The organism is Stenotrophomonas sp. CASM110, assembly GCF_049384345.1.
Classification (GTDB): Bacteria; Pseudomonadota; Gammaproteobacteria; order Xanthomonadales; family Xanthomonadaceae; genus Stenotrophomonas; species Stenotrophomonas muris.
The window spans coordinates 32,389-49,174 of record NZ_JBMRGI010000010.1 but is presented as its reverse complement, the minus strand read 5'-3'; the positions used below and the strand labels follow the sequence as shown (position 1 = coordinate 49,174).

The window sequence follows — 16,786 nt, the reverse complement described above, 5'->3', positions numbered from 1 at the left end:
GTCAGGGCTTGCCGAATCCGTGCCGGGCCAGGATCGCCTGGCCCTGCGCCGAACGCACAAAGGCGACAAACCGCTTGGCCTCTGCCGGCTGCGCGCTTGCCCTGGTCACCGCCAGCGGATAGGCGATGCGCCCGGACACCGGTACCGCGAAGGCACGGCGTACCCGGTCCGGCATCGCCTGCGCGTCAGTGGCATAGACGAAGCCGGCATCCACTTCACCGCGCGCCACGTAATCCAGCGACTGGCGCACGTTCTGCGTGGTGATGATCCGGCCCTGCACCGACGGCCACAGGCCGGCCGCTTCCAGCGCGCCCTTGGCATAGCGGCCGACCGGCACGCTGTCCGGGTTGCCCAGTGCGATGCGTTGCACGCCGGCACCGGCCAGGTCCTTCAAGCTGCGCGGCGCGGCCCTGGCCTGCGGCGGCGCTACCACCCACAGCGCGTTCACCGCGAACACCGCGCGGCTGCCGGCCGCCAGCAGGTCCTGCTGCTGGGCCTGGTCCATGGTGGCTTCATCGGCCGACGCGAACACATCCACCGGCGCGCCGCGGCTGATCTGCTGCAGCAGTACGCCAGAGGCGGCGAAGTTGAAATCGACCTTGGTTCCCGGGTGTGCCTTCTCATAGGCCGCACCCAGTTCGCGGAAGCTATCGGTCAGGCTCGACGCCGCCGACACCGTCAGGTCGGCCGCCCAGGCCGGTACCGTGGCCAGCAGGCCCAGCCACAACAATGCCGCTCGCCTCATGCCCAGCCCCCTGCCTGATCAGTCCAGTCCGGCGTCCCGGGCTACGGCCAGTTCCGCCAGCCGGTCCGGGTCCAGCAACAGCATCTCACGTTGGTTCACCGCAATCACACCGTCGTCGCTCAAGCGGCGCAGTACCCGGCTCACCGTCTCCGGCGCCATCCGCAGGTAGTTGGCGATCTCGGTGCGGGCCATGCTCAGGTTGAAACGGGTGGCGGAGAATCCGCGCCGGGCATACCGCTCGGAAAGATCCAGCAGGAACGCCGCCATGCGCTCCTCGGTGCGATGGTTGGCGGCCAGCGTGGCGACCTTGCCGATCTCGGCGCTGAGCAGGCTGAACAGCCGCGCCTGCAACCCCGGCATGCGCGTGGCCAGCAGGCTCAATCGCGGAAACGAGATCCGGCACAGGTAGACGGTGTCCAGGGCCACGGCGTTGCAAGGGAAGCGCGCGCCGTGGATGGCATTGAGCCCGATCACCTCGCCCGGCAGGCTGAAACCCAGCACCTGCTCGTTGCCCTGGCTGTCATCGACGAACGTCTTGACCATGCCGGCACGCACCGCGGCGATCGAGTCGAATGGATCGCCGGCACGGAACAGGTAGTCGCCGGCCTGGAACGGGCCGACGTGGTCGACCAGCACATGCAATTCGCCCAGCGCGGTCTTGTCGTAGCCCTGCGACATGCAGGCGTCGGAGAACGCACAGGTGCTGCAGAAGTGCAGCGCGTCTCCGTCATCGGCTGCTGCCGGATTGGGCGTGGCCGGCCGGGACGCAGAGGGAGCGGAGGGGTTCAGAGGCATTGCAGCGAGGCAGGAACGAAGGCCCTCATCATACGACAGCGCACCGCCCGGCCCTGCGCAACGTGCACCTACTCTGGCGCGGGTTCGGAACGCCGCTGCGGGCCACGCTGCCGCATGCTGTCGCGCACGTCCACGTCGAACTGCAGCTGCAGCATGCTGTCGTCATCCAACGCGATACCGAAGCCCAGCCCATCCCGGCAGGGCAGCCTGCCCGCCAGCGACTCAACGGCCTGGCGAGGCAGTACCAACCGGCAGAATGTCCCGCCATCGAGCAGCACCGCCTGATCGCCGGCATGCAGCGACAGCGCCACGCCCCAGCCACCACTGCCACCAAAGCGCGTCAGGTTCTCCACTGATTCGCCGGCCAGCAATCCTGCCAGTTCTTCTTCATCCACGCGCAGGCGCATCGATTGCTGTTGCAGCTGGACCTTCATGCTGTGATGGACTCCCATTCCGACGGGGTGTTGCAGTTGAGCAGCAACGCCTGATCCTCCGGCGCCAGTGGCATCCGTGTCACGCCCAGGCGTTCCTGCAGGGCGCGCAGTGAACGGCGCGCCGTCGGGTCCTCGATCAAGGCCTGCAGCACGCGGCGGCAATGATCATCGATCTGCAACCGCATCGGCAACGGTTCATCGTCGAATACCGTGCAGGCACGCCCTTGATCGGCCTGCAGCCGCTGCAACAGCGCGGGTGTCACCCGCGGCGTATCGACCGGCACCACCCAGGCGGGGCCGTCTGGCATCTGCATCGCCACACTGTAGAGGCCGCCCAGCGGGCCGCAGCGTGCGACCCGGTCCGGGATGCCACCAAAAGCTGGGTAGTCGCCGCTCACCCATACCCTCCCGGCGCCGGCCTGCAGCAGCAGGCCGCGCATGTGTTCCAGCAGCGTGCGGCCGTGCCAGGGCAGCAGCGCCTTGTCGCGGCCCATCCGACTGGACAGGCCGCCGGCCAGCACGATGCCATCAATGGGGATGTTCGTGATCGTGCGCATGGTCATGGCCGGGTTCGCCGTCCGCATGGCACAGGCTGCAACCCTCGCTCCACGCGCTGTCGCCGTCCTCGTAATGCTCCTGCTTCCAGATCGGGCACTGGTGCTTGACCACTTCAATCAACTGCCGGCAGGCGCGGAACGCCTCGTCACGGTGCGGGCTGCCGGCGGCCACCACCACCGCCACATCGCCGATGCCAAGCCGGCCCTTGGCATGCGCTACATACAGTTTCAGCTTCGGACCGAACGTGGCTTCGACCTCGGCGGCCAGGCGCTTGAATTCGTTCAGCACCAGCGGTTCGAACAGATCGTAGGTGATCCCGGTCACCCGCCGGCCCACGTTGACGTCGCGCACCTTGCCGATGAACACATCGATGCCGCCGAAGCCCGTATCGGAAACCGCCGCGATGCCCTCGGCCGGATCGATTGCCGCCTGCGCGCGGTCCACGACCTTGGCGATGATCGTCTCGCTCATCGCTCAGCCCCCGCTCACCGGCGGCAGGATCGCCACCCGGCCATCGTCGGGCAGCGCCTCGTGGTCACGCAGCACGCGTTGCTGGTCGGCGAATGCCGAGTAGTCCAGCAGGCCCGCGCGGAAACCCGGCCAACGCAGCGGCAGCAGCTCGCGCAGCGCCTGGCGCAGATCGGCCACGGTGCCACCGGCTACATCCACGGCGATCTCGCGGCTGGCATCCAGATCGGAAAACGCACCGAACAATTGCAGATTCACCTGTCTCATCACGGCTCCTGGCTCGCCAGCTGCACAGGGTCCTGATGACCCCAGCCCTGCACGCGCACTGGCGTGCCGGCAGGGGCGAGACCGCCCTCGCCGTCCAGCACCACCCAGGCGTTGGCCTGCAGCATGGACATCAAACGGAACGACTCCTGCCCAGCCAGCACGCGCGCACTCAGGCGGCCCTGCGCGTCCACTTCCACCCGGGCCCGCGCATGGAAGCGCAGGCCCGGCGGCGTGCGCACGTCGGCCTGCAGCGGCAACATCAGCACCTGCTCCGGTGCCAGCCCCAGCAGGCGGCGCAGCACCGGCTCGACAAAGAAGCGCTGGCCCACCGCAGCGGAGACCGGGTTGCCCGGCAGGCCGAAATACAGCGCGCCATTGGGCAGCACCGCGAACAGCAACGGCTTGCCGGGGCGGATCGCCACCTTGTGGAACACGATGCGCGCACCCCGGCCGCGCAGCGCGTCGGGAATGAAATCGTAGCGGCCGGCCGACACCGCGCCGGTGCTGATCAACAGCTGCGCACCCGCGTCCAGTGCTTGATCCAGTACGGCATTGAAGGCGGCCACCTCATCGCCCACCGTGCCCTGCCAGACCACCTCGGCACCGGCGGCCTGCAGGCGGCCGACCAGGTACGGCCGGTTGCTGTCACGGATCTGCCCGGATTCCAGCGTCTGCGCCGCCTCGGTCACCAGCTCCTTGCCGGTGGCAATCACCGCCGCCTTCGGCCGTGCCACCACCGCCACCTGAGCCACGCCGATGGCATGCAGCAAGGTGCGCGCGTTGATGTCCAGCACCTGCCCGGACTGCAGCACGCGCTCGCCGTCGCTCACATCCTCGCCACGCAGGCGCACGTTCTGGCCCGGCTTCACCGATGCCTTCAGGGCGATGCGGGTCGGGCGGCCGTCCTCGCTGGCGAGGATCTCCACATTCTCGACCGGCACCACCGTATCCAGCCCAACCGGCATGCGCGCACCGGTCATGATTTCCCAGGCCCCCTCGCCGCCTTCGGCACCGGCATCGCCGGCCGCCTGCCAGCCCTGCACCCCGAATTCGGTACCGGCCTCGAACGTCGCGCCGTTGGCGCGCAGCGCGAAGCCGTCCATCGCCGAATTGTCGAACGGCGGCAGCGACTGTGCGCTGTGGATGTCACGGGCCAGCGTGCGGCCCGCGGCCTCGTGCAGCGGCAGGCGTTCGGCCGGCAGCGGCTTGGCCGCGTCCAGCAGGTGCTGCAGGGCATCGCTGTAGGGGATCATGCGTGGCCATCCCCCTCGACCATCGCCAGGGCGTGGCCCAGTACCGGCGCCAGGATGTCCAGGCACTGCGCCGCCGCCTTCGGGCTGCCCGGCAATGCAAACACCAGCATGTTGCCCAGCTGCACCACCTCGGCGCGGCTCAGCCAGGCCATCGGCGTGTGCTGTGCGCTCAGTGCCCGCACCATCTGCGCCAGGCCATGCACCGGCCGCGCATTCAACGAACGCAGCGCCTCCGGGGTCAGGTCACGCGGGCCCAGCCCGGTACCACCGGTACACAGGCACAGGCGCACGCCCTCGGCGGCCAAGGACTGCAGGCGGCTGGCCAACGGCTCGATGCCATCGGGCAGCACCTCGGCGGCCACCACCTCGCCACCCAGCTTTTTCAGGCCGGTCACCAGGGTCGGGCCAGAGATATCTTCATAGGTGCCTTCGCTGGCGCGATCGCTCAGCGTGATCACCGCGCAGGCCGCGCCCTCCAGGCCCTTCGGCGCACGCGGCTTGAACCGCTCACGCTCGGCCTCGTCCATGCCGTCCGGGTGCAGCCAGACACCGCGCTTGCCGCCCTCCTTGAACAGCAGGCGGATGCCTTCGATGCGCAACGCCGGCTCCACCGGCTTGCTCAGGTCGTACAGGGTCAGCAGCGCCGCGTTGACGCCGGCCAGTGCCTCCATCTCCACGCCGGTGCGCGCCTCGCTGGCGCACTCGCACCACACGCGGATCGCCTGCCGTTCCGGCACCGGCGCGCAGAACACCTGCACCAGTTCCAGCGGCAGCGGATGGCACAGCGGCATCAGCATCGACGCCATCTTGGCGCCCTGCAGACCGGCAATCTCGGCCATCACCAGCGCATCGCCCTTTGGCAGGCGGCGCTCGACGATCAGCGGATAGGCCACTGGACCGGCATGCAGCTCGCCCACCGCCACCGCACGGCGGCGGCTGATGCGCTTGTTGCGGACATCGGCCATGTGGAAGGCCGCGTTCAATTCCCCACTCATCGTGTTGCTCATCCTCCGATGGAGGCCAGGTGCGGGGTCAGCCCGGTCTGGCCCTGGTGCAGTCCATGCCCGGCCGCTTTCAGGCCAAGCTGGGTGGTGATGCGTGCCAGCAGCGCGTCGTGGTCCTCATCGCGCTGCAGCAGCGGGCGCAGCGGTACGCCGAACTCGCCAAACAGGCACAGCCGCAGGTCGCCCTTGGCGGTCACCCGCAGGCGGTTGCAGCCCTTGCAGAAGTCACGCGAATACGGGGCGATGATGCCGATGCTGCCGCGATGGTCGGGGTGGCCGAACTCGCGCGCCGGGCCAGCATCGGCCGCGCGCGGTCGCTCGTGCCAGCCCGCGGCGAGCAACTGCTCGATCACCACGTCGGCGCGCAGGTGGTGGCGCTGGAAATAGGCTTTGTTGTCGCCGGTGCGCATCAGTTCGATGAAGCGCACGCTGAAGGGGCGGTCACGCAGGTAGTCCATCCACTGCGGCAGCTCGTCGTCGTTCAGGCCACGCAGCAGCACCGCGTTGAGCTTGATCGCCGGCAGGCCCAACGCCTGCGCCAGCGCCAGGCCCTGCTGGATCTCCGGCAGGCGGTCGTGCCCGGTGATGGTGTGGAAACGCTCGCGTTGCAGGCTGTCCATGCTCACGTTCAGCGCGGTCAGGCCGGCCCGGTGCCAGCCCGGCAGGCGCCGCGGCAGCAGCGTGCCATTGGTGGTGATGGCCACCTTGCGGATGCCCGGCACCGCCGCCACGGTGGCGATGATCTCGTCCAGATCCTTGCGCAGGCTGGGCTCGCCACCGGTCAGGCGGATCTTGCTCATGCCCAGCGCCGCGAAGGCCCGCACCAGGCGGCCGATCTCATCCACCTGCAGGAAACGCGGGCGGCCGTCGGCCTGGTACCCGTCGGGCAGGCAGTAGCTGCACCGGAAGTTGCAGGCTTCGGTGAGCGACAAGCGCAGGTACGGAAAGCTGCGTCCGAAGCTGTCGGTGAGTTGGCTCATGGCTGTTCCGCCTCCTGGTACCACCCTGCAGCCCTGCCCCTGAACGGGTTGTCGACCCCAACCCGCAGAGTGCGCTGGGGCGTTGAAAGCGTCAACCCGGGACAGCCCGCAGCCTGAATTGGCGCCGCCTGTCGTGATAGGCCCTCCCCGCCCGTCCCGTTCGCCGTGACAACCTCGACACATGTCGCAGATTGCACGTTGCGGGCGGATCACTACGCCAGCCAGCACTGGCGGGGCTTAACAGCGTAGGACAATGTCAAAAGCGTCTCCAATCGAGTGATGTTTACAACTCTTCTGATTGGCATTGCACAGCGCCAGGGGCTCAGATGGCGTGCCACCGGAAAAGGGTGGCCGGGCTTCGAACACCCGAGTTGATGTTGATGTATGCGCTTGCCAGCCGGCGCCACCCTAGCGTGGCGCCGGCTGGCAATCCGTCTGCCGGCTATGGCGGGCGGTGCGTGGGGGCCTTCGGGCCCACCGGACTGACATCAACCCGGTGTTCGAACCACGTACCGTCCGCCACTTTTATGGGTGGCGGCTACCGATTGCCCTGCACGGAGCCTTGCCATGAACGAATCGGACCTCCCGCATCTGCACGCCCACCGCAGCACCGCCGGCGACGACGGTTCGCCTCCGGCTGCGCCAACAGTGGACAGGAACACCTTCATTGCCAATCTCCACCGCATCGGCTCCGGTGCGGCGGCCGACGGACAACCTTGGCCGGAGCGTCACCAGCTGCCCGGCCGCTGCCTGGCCCTGGCCGACGCCGATTGCGCGTTGACTGGGTTGCGGGTGGTGCTGGAAATGCTGCTGGCAGCCGAACGCACCCGGCAGAACGGCGAACCCGGGCAGTACGTGGGCGACCGCGTGATGGAGGGGTTGGTCATGGCCTGCCAGTCGTTGTGCGCCCAGGCGGTAGGGCGGTTGCAGCCCGAAGGGTGAATGCCATGTGCAACGGACTTCAGCGAGGATCGCCTCCCGCCCGACACGCCGTCGGCGCAGCCCCCTTGTTCGGGGGAACCGCGTGTACATTCCAGCGATCTGCCAAAGCGCGTTCGACGCGGAAAGAGAATGACCATGCCTCGGCGGGCATCTTCCCTTCAGAGAAGCCAATAGCTATCTCGAAGCGATCCAATCCGAGGTTCCCCGCCTCCAGTCCCGAGCCATCTTCCCGCTTCACTCCGATGTAGACGACAGGGCGTTTCACGTCCACCTTTGCCCTGGCAAGCTGGCGATCCAATTCAGCGCTGCCATCGAAGAACTGCATTCCTTCGTCCTTGGCGATAGAGCTGAGGGTCTGCTTGAACCGATTCACGCCCTCTTGGTCATGCACGCAGAACTGGAGCATCTTGAAGGGCCGCTTTCCTACAGCCCATGCGCCGCCAGAGAATCCAAGTCCGACTCCAATCAGAAGTAGTGCTGTCAGGATCCTCACCATCATCAAGGTCCCAATTTGCAGAGTGTGGCGGCCAACGTCGCCGCAGGGCCAAAAATCATGACCCCAAGGATATCTCCGCTCGGTCTTCTCAGGCGCCTTCCGCCGGATGAGGGAGACCTTGTCGGGGGTGAGGAATCTGGGCACGGAATGTCTTTCAGGGCACTGCACCCGCCATCGGCAGATGCTCGATCCGCCATGTCCTGGCGTAGATCAGAATGACGCTACCGGTCGAGGTGGTCTCGATACGAAAACACTTCAGGCCGGACAGCGGATAGCCGACCGCCTTCCAACGATCAAGAAGATCAGCGAGTCCCGGCGCGTCATCGTCAACTCTGGCGAACTCAATTCCCTCGTCACCCAGTACGCCGAAGTTCATGAGCGCAGAGCACCCGTACGCTTCCGGGAAGCAAACGATTGACTCCCGACCGTCCGGCCAGCGCACGTGGACCTTTACCTCATCGCATACGCCTGGATTCCTTCTATCGATGTTGATAGCCAGCAACGTGGCGTCACACCATTCGAGCGCGTTGAAATCTTTCATCTACTGGAATTCCCCAAACCCATACAACAGAACGACCGAATCACCGCCGCCATCATTGCTGCGGCGTGTACGGGGAATTTCTTCAGCCTCGCAACGCCCTACTTCACGCAAGACGACTTCAACGCGTGCCTAGCCTGTGCTGATCCAACATTGGCCGACACCAGTTGATCGACGAGTTGACAAGAGATTCTCTGTTCCCCGTGCATAGGGACGACAAACAGATCCCCATTGTCCCTCGTTGTGTCCAACGCAACCCAAACCCTCGCTTGCGCGTCTACAGAGAACCCGGCGAGCAGATGCCCGCCCCCTTCTTCATAGATCAGGTCGCCAACCGGCTGGCGTCTGTACTCCAGCTCGGCGCTTTGCAAAGCGGCATAAACCGGCTTCTCGCCCAGCTCACCTCGTTGGAGTTTGCGAAATGAAAACAGCGCCGCACCTGTGAGAAGGATGAAGAGCAACACGTAAATGAATCTCATGGACTAGATTCCCGATCAGAGCTCTGGGATGCGCGAGGACGATCGCCGGTCACCGCTCCTGAAGCTCCCCAAGATTGAGATCCCGGGCATATGACCGCCGACTACTGATCTGTACTTCTTTGGATGCGAACCTTCGACCATCCCTGCATTCGACGGCGAATTGGTAGCTTCTGGGTTCCGGCCCTGCAACGACCATCATGGGGACCGAGAATGTGCTTCCAACCGGTTTCGACGAAACTACACCTTCGTCCTCCCCGAGCATACTCAGCTCACAATCTAGAGCGCGAACGTCACCCTGACCTGGCGGCACGCTTCCCGAGACGCGCACGATCATATCGCCACCCGATGTTGCACAGCCGGCCAGAACCAGACCGGCAACGACAGCGGCGGCATACCTCACCTTCGGCATCCCCGAATTCTCAGTACGCACTGCGACGTCTACGCCGATTAGCCATTCAGGGATGCATCAATCTCATCAATAGATACCCGCCATGATACGAATGTAGTCGTCGAGCGAATCCACCCGCCGATCGACTGCAATACCACGCTTTTTTGCGAGCGATTGAAGCTCGAATATCAACACCCCATACCCCGAGTCCCAGCCATGAGCTTCACCAGGCGGCAGTTCCTTCGAAAATCGATCTCCAGGACGGAGCCTCCCGGAGGGCAAACGAAGCTCGTCTGCAACATGCTCCAGCAGCTCCACTACGGTTTCCTGATCCAGACCACTCTCCGCATAGTATTGGTCATAGAAGCCAGTTGGCGACAGCACGCCTCTTTCTCTCAGGCATTCTTTCATGTCCATTCGCCTCCATCCACCACCTGCGCTGCAGCCACAATAGACCATGGAGCCGATATCCCATAGGTCCTCCCGCACAGTCGTCACCGCGGCCCAGCAATCTTCCTGCCGAACGCCTGGGTGCTTGAAGCTTGCCGGACCATCCGATCTTCTTACACGGCCCTCCCATTCGTGAACACGGACAAGTGGCAAGGTCGATTTGACACATACCCGAACCCACACGACGCTCGGCCGGAAAGTGCCGAATCAGGCGCCGGGAAAGGAGATCGCCACGTGCCACTCACGCATTTCGCTTACTAGGTGAGACCGCCCAGCCACCTATAACCTTATTCCGCTGTAAACAAGGCCCAGCTCTTCATCGCGCATGACCCAGCGGCCAGCATTTCCCTCCGGACACAGATAGAACTTGCCGCCATAGCTTGATGCTCGTGACCACGCGCTGCGAGCAGACTGTGGAAATCTCCGCATGACTCGCGCGCCGGACAGCTCCGGCCTGCTCACCAGCCTACATTCTTCGGGCAAAGTAAGAACCCCGCTGGTCAGGCGGAAAACCAGCCAAGATTCATTTGTGTCAATGTCGTGCGACTCGCGTATATTGACTGCATCCTCTGGCAACCATGAAGGCAACCATTTGGATTCACCGATTGCTTGCCTTGAGACGACTTGATTGCGGTCTGCATACTCGGTGCTGGCAACTTCCATGCAACCAGAAAGTGCGATTGACAGCGTCACGATTTGGAGCAGCTTGGAAGCGTACATCTGAGGCATCCGAGTCATCAGCAAGGGAAGTTTCCACCGGGTCGATAGCTCCCGCACATCTGCGAGCAACTCCGCGTACGGCTCATTTGTCCAGATGATCGTCCGAGGCGGTTTGCCAGCTGATCCGCAGCGAAGTCAGCGGCGGAGTCGCCCTTGATGTTTTGATCGAACCACTATAGTTGTAAAACAACCCGCTCGCATCCGTGGCCTGCTGGCCCGGGAAGCGCAGCGCCAGCTCAAACGCCACACCATCGCCATCCGGGTCGGCACTCGGAATCTGGTTGCCGAACACCTCGCTCTTGTTGCTCCACTCCCAGATCGAGACGTTCCGTACCGGGTCGATCACCACGCGCGGCGTACCTAGGTGATCCGGCTGGACGTAGGCCAGTTCCGGCACGCCGGTAGCCGGCGTGTTGATCAGTGCCACCGGGTAGTTGTCCAGCCAGATGGCCTGCTGCTGCGCCTGCCCCGTGGCCGAGTAGTTGCCCAGCCACTGCCCCGCCTCGTCGTACAAGGTGATCTGAGCCGCGCCGGCGGCCGCGGAGCGCAACACGCGCTCGCCGCGATGGTTGTAACCGTAGCTTTCCAGCACCGCATTGCCCTGCTTCACCGCGTTCATGCGGTTGGCGTCGTTGTAGGTGAACGTCTTGCTGCCGATGCGGGTGGTATTGCCCACCGCGTCATGGGTGCGCGCCTCGCCATCCACTGCGGTCAGCCGGTGGCTGGTTGCGGGATAGGTGTAGCTGGCGGTGCCTGCCGACGTGGTCAGCGCGGTGCGATTGCCGGTGGCGTCATAGGCATAGGTTTCGATCGGCGTGCCGGTCGTACCGTCCTGGGTCTGGGTCAAGCGACCCAGCGCGTCATAGGCGTACTTGGCCAGCACCGTCGAGCCTGTGCCGTTCTTCAGCTCGGTAATCGAACCGACGGGATCGTAGCCATAGCCCAGCGACAGGCCACCGGCGGCCGGGTCATGCACCGCCTGCGGGCGGTAATCCAGATCCAACGGACGCTACAGCTGGCGGCCGTTGCCGTAGGTCCAACCGATCACCTATTGCTCGGAACATCCTCAGTCCGGGCGCCTCCTTGGATAGCTAAGGAGCGAGGGCGGAAACGTTTAGGCTCTTACTAGCCCGCAGCGGACGCCCTCCTGGGACGAAGGCTAATAACTGGCGAGAAGTCGACTTTCCATACATCCAACTCAAAAAGATCTCCATAATTGTCCAGTGAAAGTGTCACTATAACTTCAACCCCATCTGTGTCGACAAAGGTTTTGCTGGCCAGCTCCTTTCCAAGCAAACGGTCGAGCTTGCTTGATTTGAACAGCAGGCTCCCCATCCCGCCATCATCCATCTCCTCAACTTCAATCGCCGCAAGTGAATCAGCAGTGATGCCCGGAAAATCCACACCTTGAAGCATCAATTTCACTAATGATTTTTCAGATTCCGATAAATGCCTGTACATGCATCAATTCCTGGGCGGAGTAATTCTACTTACATTAATGCTTCCATCAGGAAACTTATGGGAGCTGTATTCAATTTTAACACCGTCGACCGTCACAGAGCCAGAATATGTTCCAGAGGGGTGATTCGCCCCGATTCGCTCAATATCGGCGGCAATCGCCGCCTTCACACTAACGCTATCCATCCCAGCCTTTTCGACGTGTCGGAAGGCGTGATAAACCTGATTGTCCACTCGGCCAAATGTGAGCAGTATCCGGCCAGCTTTGACTGGCAGTTTCAGGAGCTTAAGAGGGCCAATACCGATCGCCGCCATCGCAATATTGCCCGGCGTTGGGTTCTCACATGCTTCGTAAATGCCTTTGACGTCCCCGACACCCGGAGTCATGTCCGCAACCCATGGAAGCAACATTCTTGCCTGGGACTCATCGAGGGGATTGGCCATCTCCCTTGGGCTTCCGATAACCTGAAGCCCCTGCGGATCGATCGAGAAGGTTGGCCGAGAGCCAACATATGAGAAGGTGGAAATCCCACCCTCCAATCCAATTGGATCACTCTGCGAATACCGCCCCACCGCCGGGTCGTATTCCCGCTGATAGTTGTAGAACAACCCACTCGCATCCGTGGCCTGCTGGCCTGGGAAGCGCAGCGCCAGCTCGAACGCCACTCCATCACCATCCGGGTCGGTACTCGGAATCTGGTTGCCGAACACTTCGCTCTTGTTGCTCCACTCCCAGATCGCCACATCGCGCGCCGGGTCGATCACTACGCGCGGTGTGCCCAGGTGATCCGGCTGCACGTAGGCAAGTTCCGGCACGCCGGTAGCCGGCATGTTGATCAACGCCACCGGGTAGTTGTCCAGCCAGATGGCCTGCTGCTCCGCCTGGCCTGTGGCCGAGTAGTTGCCCAGCCACTGCCCTGCTTCGTCGTACAAGGTGATCTGCGCTGCGCCACCGGCCGGGGTACGCAGCACGCGCTCACCGCGATGATTGTAGGTGTAGCTTTCCAGTACGGCATTGCCCTGCTTCACCGCGTTCATGCGGTTGGCATCGTTGTAGATGAACGACTTGCCGCCGATGCGGGTGGTGTTGCCCACCGCGTCATGGTCGCGCGCTTCGCCGTCCACGGCGGTCAGCCGGTGGCTGGTTGCGGGATAGGTGTAGCTGGCCGTGCCTGCCGAGGTGGTCAGCGCGGTGCGATTGCCGGTGGCGTCATAGGCATAGGTTTCGATCGGCGTGCCGGTCGTGCCGTCCTGGGTCTGGGTCAGGCGACCCAGCGCGTCATAGGCGTACTTGGCCAGCACCGTCGAGCCTGTGCCGTTCTTCAGCTCGGTGATCGAACCGACGGGATCGTAGCCATAGCCCAGCGACAGGCCACCGGCGGCCGGGTCATGCACCGCCTGCGGGCGGTAATCCAGATCCAGCGGACGCTGCAGCTGGCGGCCGTTGCCGTAGGTCCAGCCGGTCGCCGGGCCGAAGGCCGCATAGGTCACGTTGTTCACCACGATCTGGCGCGCCTGGCCGGGGCGGGTCAGGCCGATCTGGCTGATGCGGCCCTGGGTATCGCGCACGTAGTCAGCCACGCTGCCGTCGGGGTAGGTCAACGCGGTCAGGCGGCCCGACTTGCTATAGGCGTAGCGCAGCGTGCTGGCAACGCCGTTGACGGTCTGTACCTTGCGGGTGACCTGGCCGAAGCGGTCATGGCAGTACTGGGTGCTGCCATTGGCATGCAGCACCTGCCCAAGCCGTCCCTTGGCGAAGCGCTCGTCGGCGGCACAGGCGGCCGGCGCCACGTCATAGCTGTAGCCCACGTCCAGATTGGGGTCCGGATAGGCGATGCCGATCAGGCGGTTGAGCCCATCGTAGTGATAGGTGGCGGTGACGCCGCGTGCATCGGCGGCCGTCTTGCGATTGCCGGCGGCATCCACGGTGAAGCTGCTGGCACCGCTGTCCGGGCTGACTTGCCCGGTCAGATCACCGAAACCGTTATAGGCATAAGTGGTGTGCAGACCCTTCGGGTCGGTGACCTGGGTGACCTGATCCAGCGCGTTGTACTGGCTGCGGATCTCCGCCGCCACGCCGCCCACGTCCTGCAGGGTCTGCGCCAAGCGGTTCAACGGGTCGTACTGCTGGCTGGTCACGCGCTGCAGTGCGTCGGTCACCGTCTGCGGGTTGCCGTTGGCATCGTAGGCAAAGCCGGTGGCGTGATTGCTCGCGTCCTTCAGTGCGGTCAGCTGGCCGAGCGTGTTGAACGTCCGTGCCAGGGTGCGGCGCAGGGTACCGCCTGCATCGAGCGTGTCTTCCTTGAGGCGATTGCCGGCATTGTCCAGCGTGTAGTGAATCGTGTTGCCCGCGTTGTCCTCGATATCGGTCAAGCGCAGCGCCGCATCGTAGACATAGGAAACGCTGCTGCCGTCGGGCTCGGTGATCTGTTGCACCTGGCCGGACGGCCAGTAGCTGATCTGGGTGACCCGATTCTCGGCAGTGGTCGCGCCACGCACGGTGACCGAGGTCGGCCAGCCGCGGGGATGGTAGGTGTAATCAGTCACCACGCCGTTGGCGTCCTTGACCGACAGCGGCCTTCCGAGTGCGTCGTAGGCCAGAGTCTCGGCCGTCTGGCCCAGCGCATTGGTCACGCTGCGCAGGTCGCCCTTGCGATAGCTGCAGGCACCTCCGGTCGCGCACCCTGCATCATCTGCCGAGTAATAAGCATAGGTAACGGCATCGGCCACATCCGTGCGCGGGCCATCCACACTCTTCAGCAGCCCCTCCACCGGGCAGCTGCCTGCCACTGCCACATCAGCGGCTTCGCAGTACGTATAGCTGGTGATGCGCGTCTGACCGGACGCGATGTCGGTCACCGTGTTGGTTGTCGGCTGGCGCCGGCCATTGAAGGACGTTCGGGTTTCACGATTGCCGATCCGGGTGGTCAGTACCGCATTGGTTTCAACGTCGCGCGCCGTGGTCACCACACGCTGCTCGGGCAAGCCGACCGCTTCGGTCACGGTATGGATGCTGACGGCACGGCCGCTCACCGCATCAGTACCCTGCGCATAGGTGTGCTTGGTCTGGATGCCGCGACGATCAGTGTAGGTATCCAGGCGCCGACGGAAGTCGACACTCTGGTCGTAGTAGGTCCGGCTGACGGTTCCCTGCGAATCCGTCAGGCCGGTTACCTTGCGCGACGGAGCGGTGTCGCCGCCGGGTGTCAGGGTGTAGTCGGTCTGCCGCCCAAGCGCGTCAGTCACGACTGCACCGCCGTTGGGGCTGTAGGCGAGCGTCACGCCATCGGCACCGCCAGCGTGCTGACTGGAGATAACACGGCCGATGGAATCGTAGGTAAAGGTGCTGTAGCGGCGACCGTCCTCGGCGGTGATGCCGGTCAGGTGCTGGGGGAAGTCCTGGTTCTCGTAGTGATATGTCCGCACACCACCACCCGCATAGGTCACCGTGGCGACCTGGTTCTGCGGCGTGTAGGTATAGGTAGCGAGCGCAATGCCTTCGACCAGCACCGAACTGATCAGCGCCTCATAGTCATTGGACTGATAGACGAACTCCAGTGTGCGGCCACTGCTGTGGGTGACCGCCGCAAGGCGGTCGTTGTCGTCGTAGATGTAGGTCAGCGACGTGCCATCCGGGAAGCGCTTGGCGGTCAGACGTCCGTCCGCGCCGAAGGTCGAGATGGAGCCCGCCGAGTACAGTGTCCAGTTGCCGTTCTGGACCAGACGGTCACCACTGTCGTCGTCCGCCTCATAGGCTTGGCCGATCTTCTTGAATGCACGCTGGAAACCGGTGCTTTCAATGATGCCCACACTGTCAACGCCGTCCAGTGCCAGGTGGGCGCCCAGCGAATGGGTCCAGCCATAACCGAAGCCACCGGATGAGGTGGAGATGCCGGAGTGATAGAAGCGCGTCAGCGCGATCCAGCCCAGATCGAAGTCCGGCGCGATCTCGTACTTCTCGCCCGTTTTGACATCACATGGGTTGCCGACATTGCCGTCGCAGGTACCGCCGTTGGAGGCCGGGTCCTTGTCGGGAATCGGACTCATGTTCGCCGCTGTATCGTTGCGGGACATGGGGCAGCTACCGTTGCCGCCGTCCTTGTCGCATTTCTGCGACTTCGAGGTGATGGTCGCAACGAATTCTTCGCTGACGCAGGCGTTGTGCTTGTTGGACCACTGTGTGAGGGGAATCGGGCAGTTCAAGCGCCGGGTACGCGCGACCGCCACCGTTCCGGTGTATGGCGTGCAGGGTGATTCAGCCGTGTTGTTGCCAGCCATGGAAGTCAGATCGTAGTAGCGCGACTCGATGACACCTTCCTGATCGGGCGAAGCTGCAAACCACTCGCCTGACGGAGTTACCGCTGCACCGGGGCACACGGGATTGCTGGCTTGTTCGTCCGCAAGAAAATCGGCAACCATCGCCTCTTCCGTCGGAAATATGTCACGCCCTATGTAGGACCAGTCCGGGTCGGAGGGCTGCGACTTCCCCATCCAGTAGGTGATCGACGTATTGCCGTTCAAGTCCACAACTTTCGACTTGATCTTGTCGACAGACTGCCAGCCGAACTGGAACTCCGGCGGGAATGGACTGGGTGCGGGAAGGCTCTTGATCGCCTGCACCGCCTGCTGCTGGGTCTTGTACTGCGTCGAATTGCCGCCGGGCTGCGAAATGCGCCAGGTAATCTTGCTTTCCTGCGCCTGCGCCACAGCAGGGGCGAAGCAGCCGAGGGCAACAATCGCCAGCGCGGCACGCGAGAGGGTCTTCAGTCGTTCCAACATCCCTGTTCTCCTTCCTGGACGAACACAGCGCC

The 16,786-nt window shown here is 64.0% G+C and carries 17 protein-coding genes and 1 pseudogene; 1 reads left to right on the top strand and 17 read right to left on the bottom strand.

Translation table 11 applies throughout. The annotated features are described in order from the left end of the window. Window position 1 precedes the first annotated feature (1 nt). The 9 genes from modA to moaA all read right to left on the bottom strand — a co-directional run bounded on the left by modA (window position 2) and on the right by moaA (window position 6,504). Window positions 2-745 (bottom strand): molybdate ABC transporter substrate-binding protein, encoded by a 744-nt coding sequence (gene modA, locus VG561_RS10880; protein WP_423179577.1) that lies wholly within the window; start codon window positions 743-745, stop codon window positions 2-4. 18 nt (window positions 746-763) lie between these two features. Next, window positions 764-1,540 (bottom strand): helix-turn-helix domain-containing protein, encoded by a 777-nt coding sequence (locus VG561_RS10875; protein WP_046430997.1) that lies wholly within the window; start codon window positions 1,538-1,540, stop codon window positions 764-766. 68 nt (window positions 1,541-1,608) lie between these two features. Next, complete coding sequence (locus tag VG561_RS10870) at window positions 1,609-1,974, bottom strand: hypothetical protein (protein WP_014647390.1); 366 nt, start codon at window positions 1,972-1,974, stop codon at window positions 1,609-1,611. Next, the gene (mobA, locus tag VG561_RS10865) at window positions 1,971-2,537 is read right to left on the bottom strand and encodes a molybdenum cofactor guanylyltransferase (RefSeq protein WP_262093812.1); all 567 of its coding nucleotides are present in this window, start codon (window positions 2,535-2,537) and stop codon (window positions 1,971-1,973) included. The genes VG561_RS10870 and mobA overlap by 4 nt, the downstream gene beginning before the upstream one ends. Continuing rightward, window positions 2,503-3,003: a molybdenum cofactor biosynthesis protein MoaE gene (locus tag VG561_RS10860; protein WP_046431002.1), complete on the bottom strand. Its 501-nt coding sequence runs from the start codon at window positions 3,001-3,003 to the stop codon at window positions 2,503-2,505. The genes mobA and VG561_RS10860 overlap by 35 nt, the downstream gene beginning before the upstream one ends. A gap of 3 nt (window positions 3,004-3,006) precedes the next feature. Continuing rightward, on the bottom strand, window positions 3,007-3,267 hold the full coding sequence (locus VG561_RS10855; RefSeq protein ID WP_005409914.1) for a MoaD/ThiS family protein: 261 nt from the start codon (window positions 3,265-3,267) through the stop codon (window positions 3,007-3,009). After that, window positions 3,267-4,520: a gephyrin-like molybdotransferase Glp gene (gene glp, locus VG561_RS10850; protein ID WP_262093810.1), complete on the bottom strand. Its 1,254-nt coding sequence runs from the start codon at window positions 4,518-4,520 to the stop codon at window positions 3,267-3,269. Before glp ends, VG561_RS10855 begins: the two co-directional genes overlap by 1 nt. Next, on the bottom strand, window positions 4,517-5,515 hold the full coding sequence (gene moaCB / locus VG561_RS10845) for a bifunctional molybdenum cofactor biosynthesis protein MoaC/MoaB (protein ID WP_262093809.1): 999 nt from the start codon (window positions 5,513-5,515) through the stop codon (window positions 4,517-4,519). The genes glp and moaCB overlap by 4 nt, the downstream gene beginning before the upstream one ends. Window positions 5,516-5,523: 8 nt before the next feature. Next, window positions 5,524-6,504, bottom strand: a complete 981-nt coding sequence (gene moaA, locus VG561_RS10840; protein WP_262093808.1) for a GTP 3',8-cyclase MoaA — start codon at window positions 6,502-6,504, stop codon at window positions 5,524-5,526. A gap of 567 nt (window positions 6,505-7,071) precedes the next feature. On the opposite strand from moaA, the gene VG561_RS10835 reads away from it, so the two are divergent. After that, complete coding sequence (locus VG561_RS10835) at window positions 7,072-7,446, top strand: hypothetical protein (protein ID WP_262093806.1); 375 nt, start codon at window positions 7,072-7,074, stop codon at window positions 7,444-7,446. A 19-nt stretch (window positions 7,447-7,465) separates the two neighbouring features. Here VG561_RS10835 and VG561_RS10830 read toward each other — a convergent pair whose 3' ends face one another. From VG561_RS10830 to VG561_RS10795, 8 genes and pseudogenes are all read right to left on the bottom strand, one after another. Next, window positions 7,466-7,819: a hypothetical protein gene (locus VG561_RS10830; protein WP_262093805.1), complete on the bottom strand. Its 354-nt coding sequence runs from the start codon at window positions 7,817-7,819 to the stop codon at window positions 7,466-7,468. Between the two features lie 277 nt (window positions 7,820-8,096). Beyond that, complete coding sequence (locus VG561_RS10825) at window positions 8,097-8,483, bottom strand: hypothetical protein (RefSeq protein WP_197606016.1); 387 nt, start codon at window positions 8,481-8,483, stop codon at window positions 8,097-8,099. Between the two features lie 98 nt (window positions 8,484-8,581). Next, entirely contained in the window at window positions 8,582-8,959 is a 378-nt protein-coding gene (locus tag VG561_RS10820) for a hypothetical protein (RefSeq protein WP_049439435.1), read from the bottom strand. Between the two features lie 475 nt (window positions 8,960-9,434). After that, complete coding sequence (locus VG561_RS10815; protein WP_423179576.1) at window positions 9,435-9,758, bottom strand: hypothetical protein; 324 nt, start codon at window positions 9,756-9,758, stop codon at window positions 9,435-9,437. A 318-nt stretch (window positions 9,759-10,076) separates the two neighbouring features. After that, the gene (locus tag VG561_RS10810) at window positions 10,077-10,517 is read right to left on the bottom strand and encodes a hypothetical protein (RefSeq protein ID WP_262093803.1); all 441 of its coding nucleotides are present in this window, start codon (window positions 10,515-10,517) and stop codon (window positions 10,077-10,079) included. Window positions 10,518-10,692: 175 nt separating this feature from the next. Then, window positions 10,693-11,559: pseudogene (locus VG561_RS10805) on the bottom strand (RHS repeat protein); the annotation flags it as partial. Window positions 11,560-11,642: 83 nt separating this feature from the next. After that, the gene (locus VG561_RS10800) at window positions 11,643-11,978 is read right to left on the bottom strand and encodes a DUF6984 family protein (RefSeq protein ID WP_049439430.1); all 336 of its coding nucleotides are present in this window, start codon (window positions 11,976-11,978) and stop codon (window positions 11,643-11,645) included. Window positions 11,979-11,981: 3 nt separating this feature from the next. Further along, complete coding sequence (locus VG561_RS10795) at window positions 11,982-16,754, bottom strand: RHS repeat-associated core domain-containing protein (RefSeq protein WP_262093801.1); 4,773 nt, start codon at window positions 16,752-16,754, stop codon at window positions 11,982-11,984. Between the last annotated feature and the right edge of the window lie 32 nt (window positions 16,755-16,786).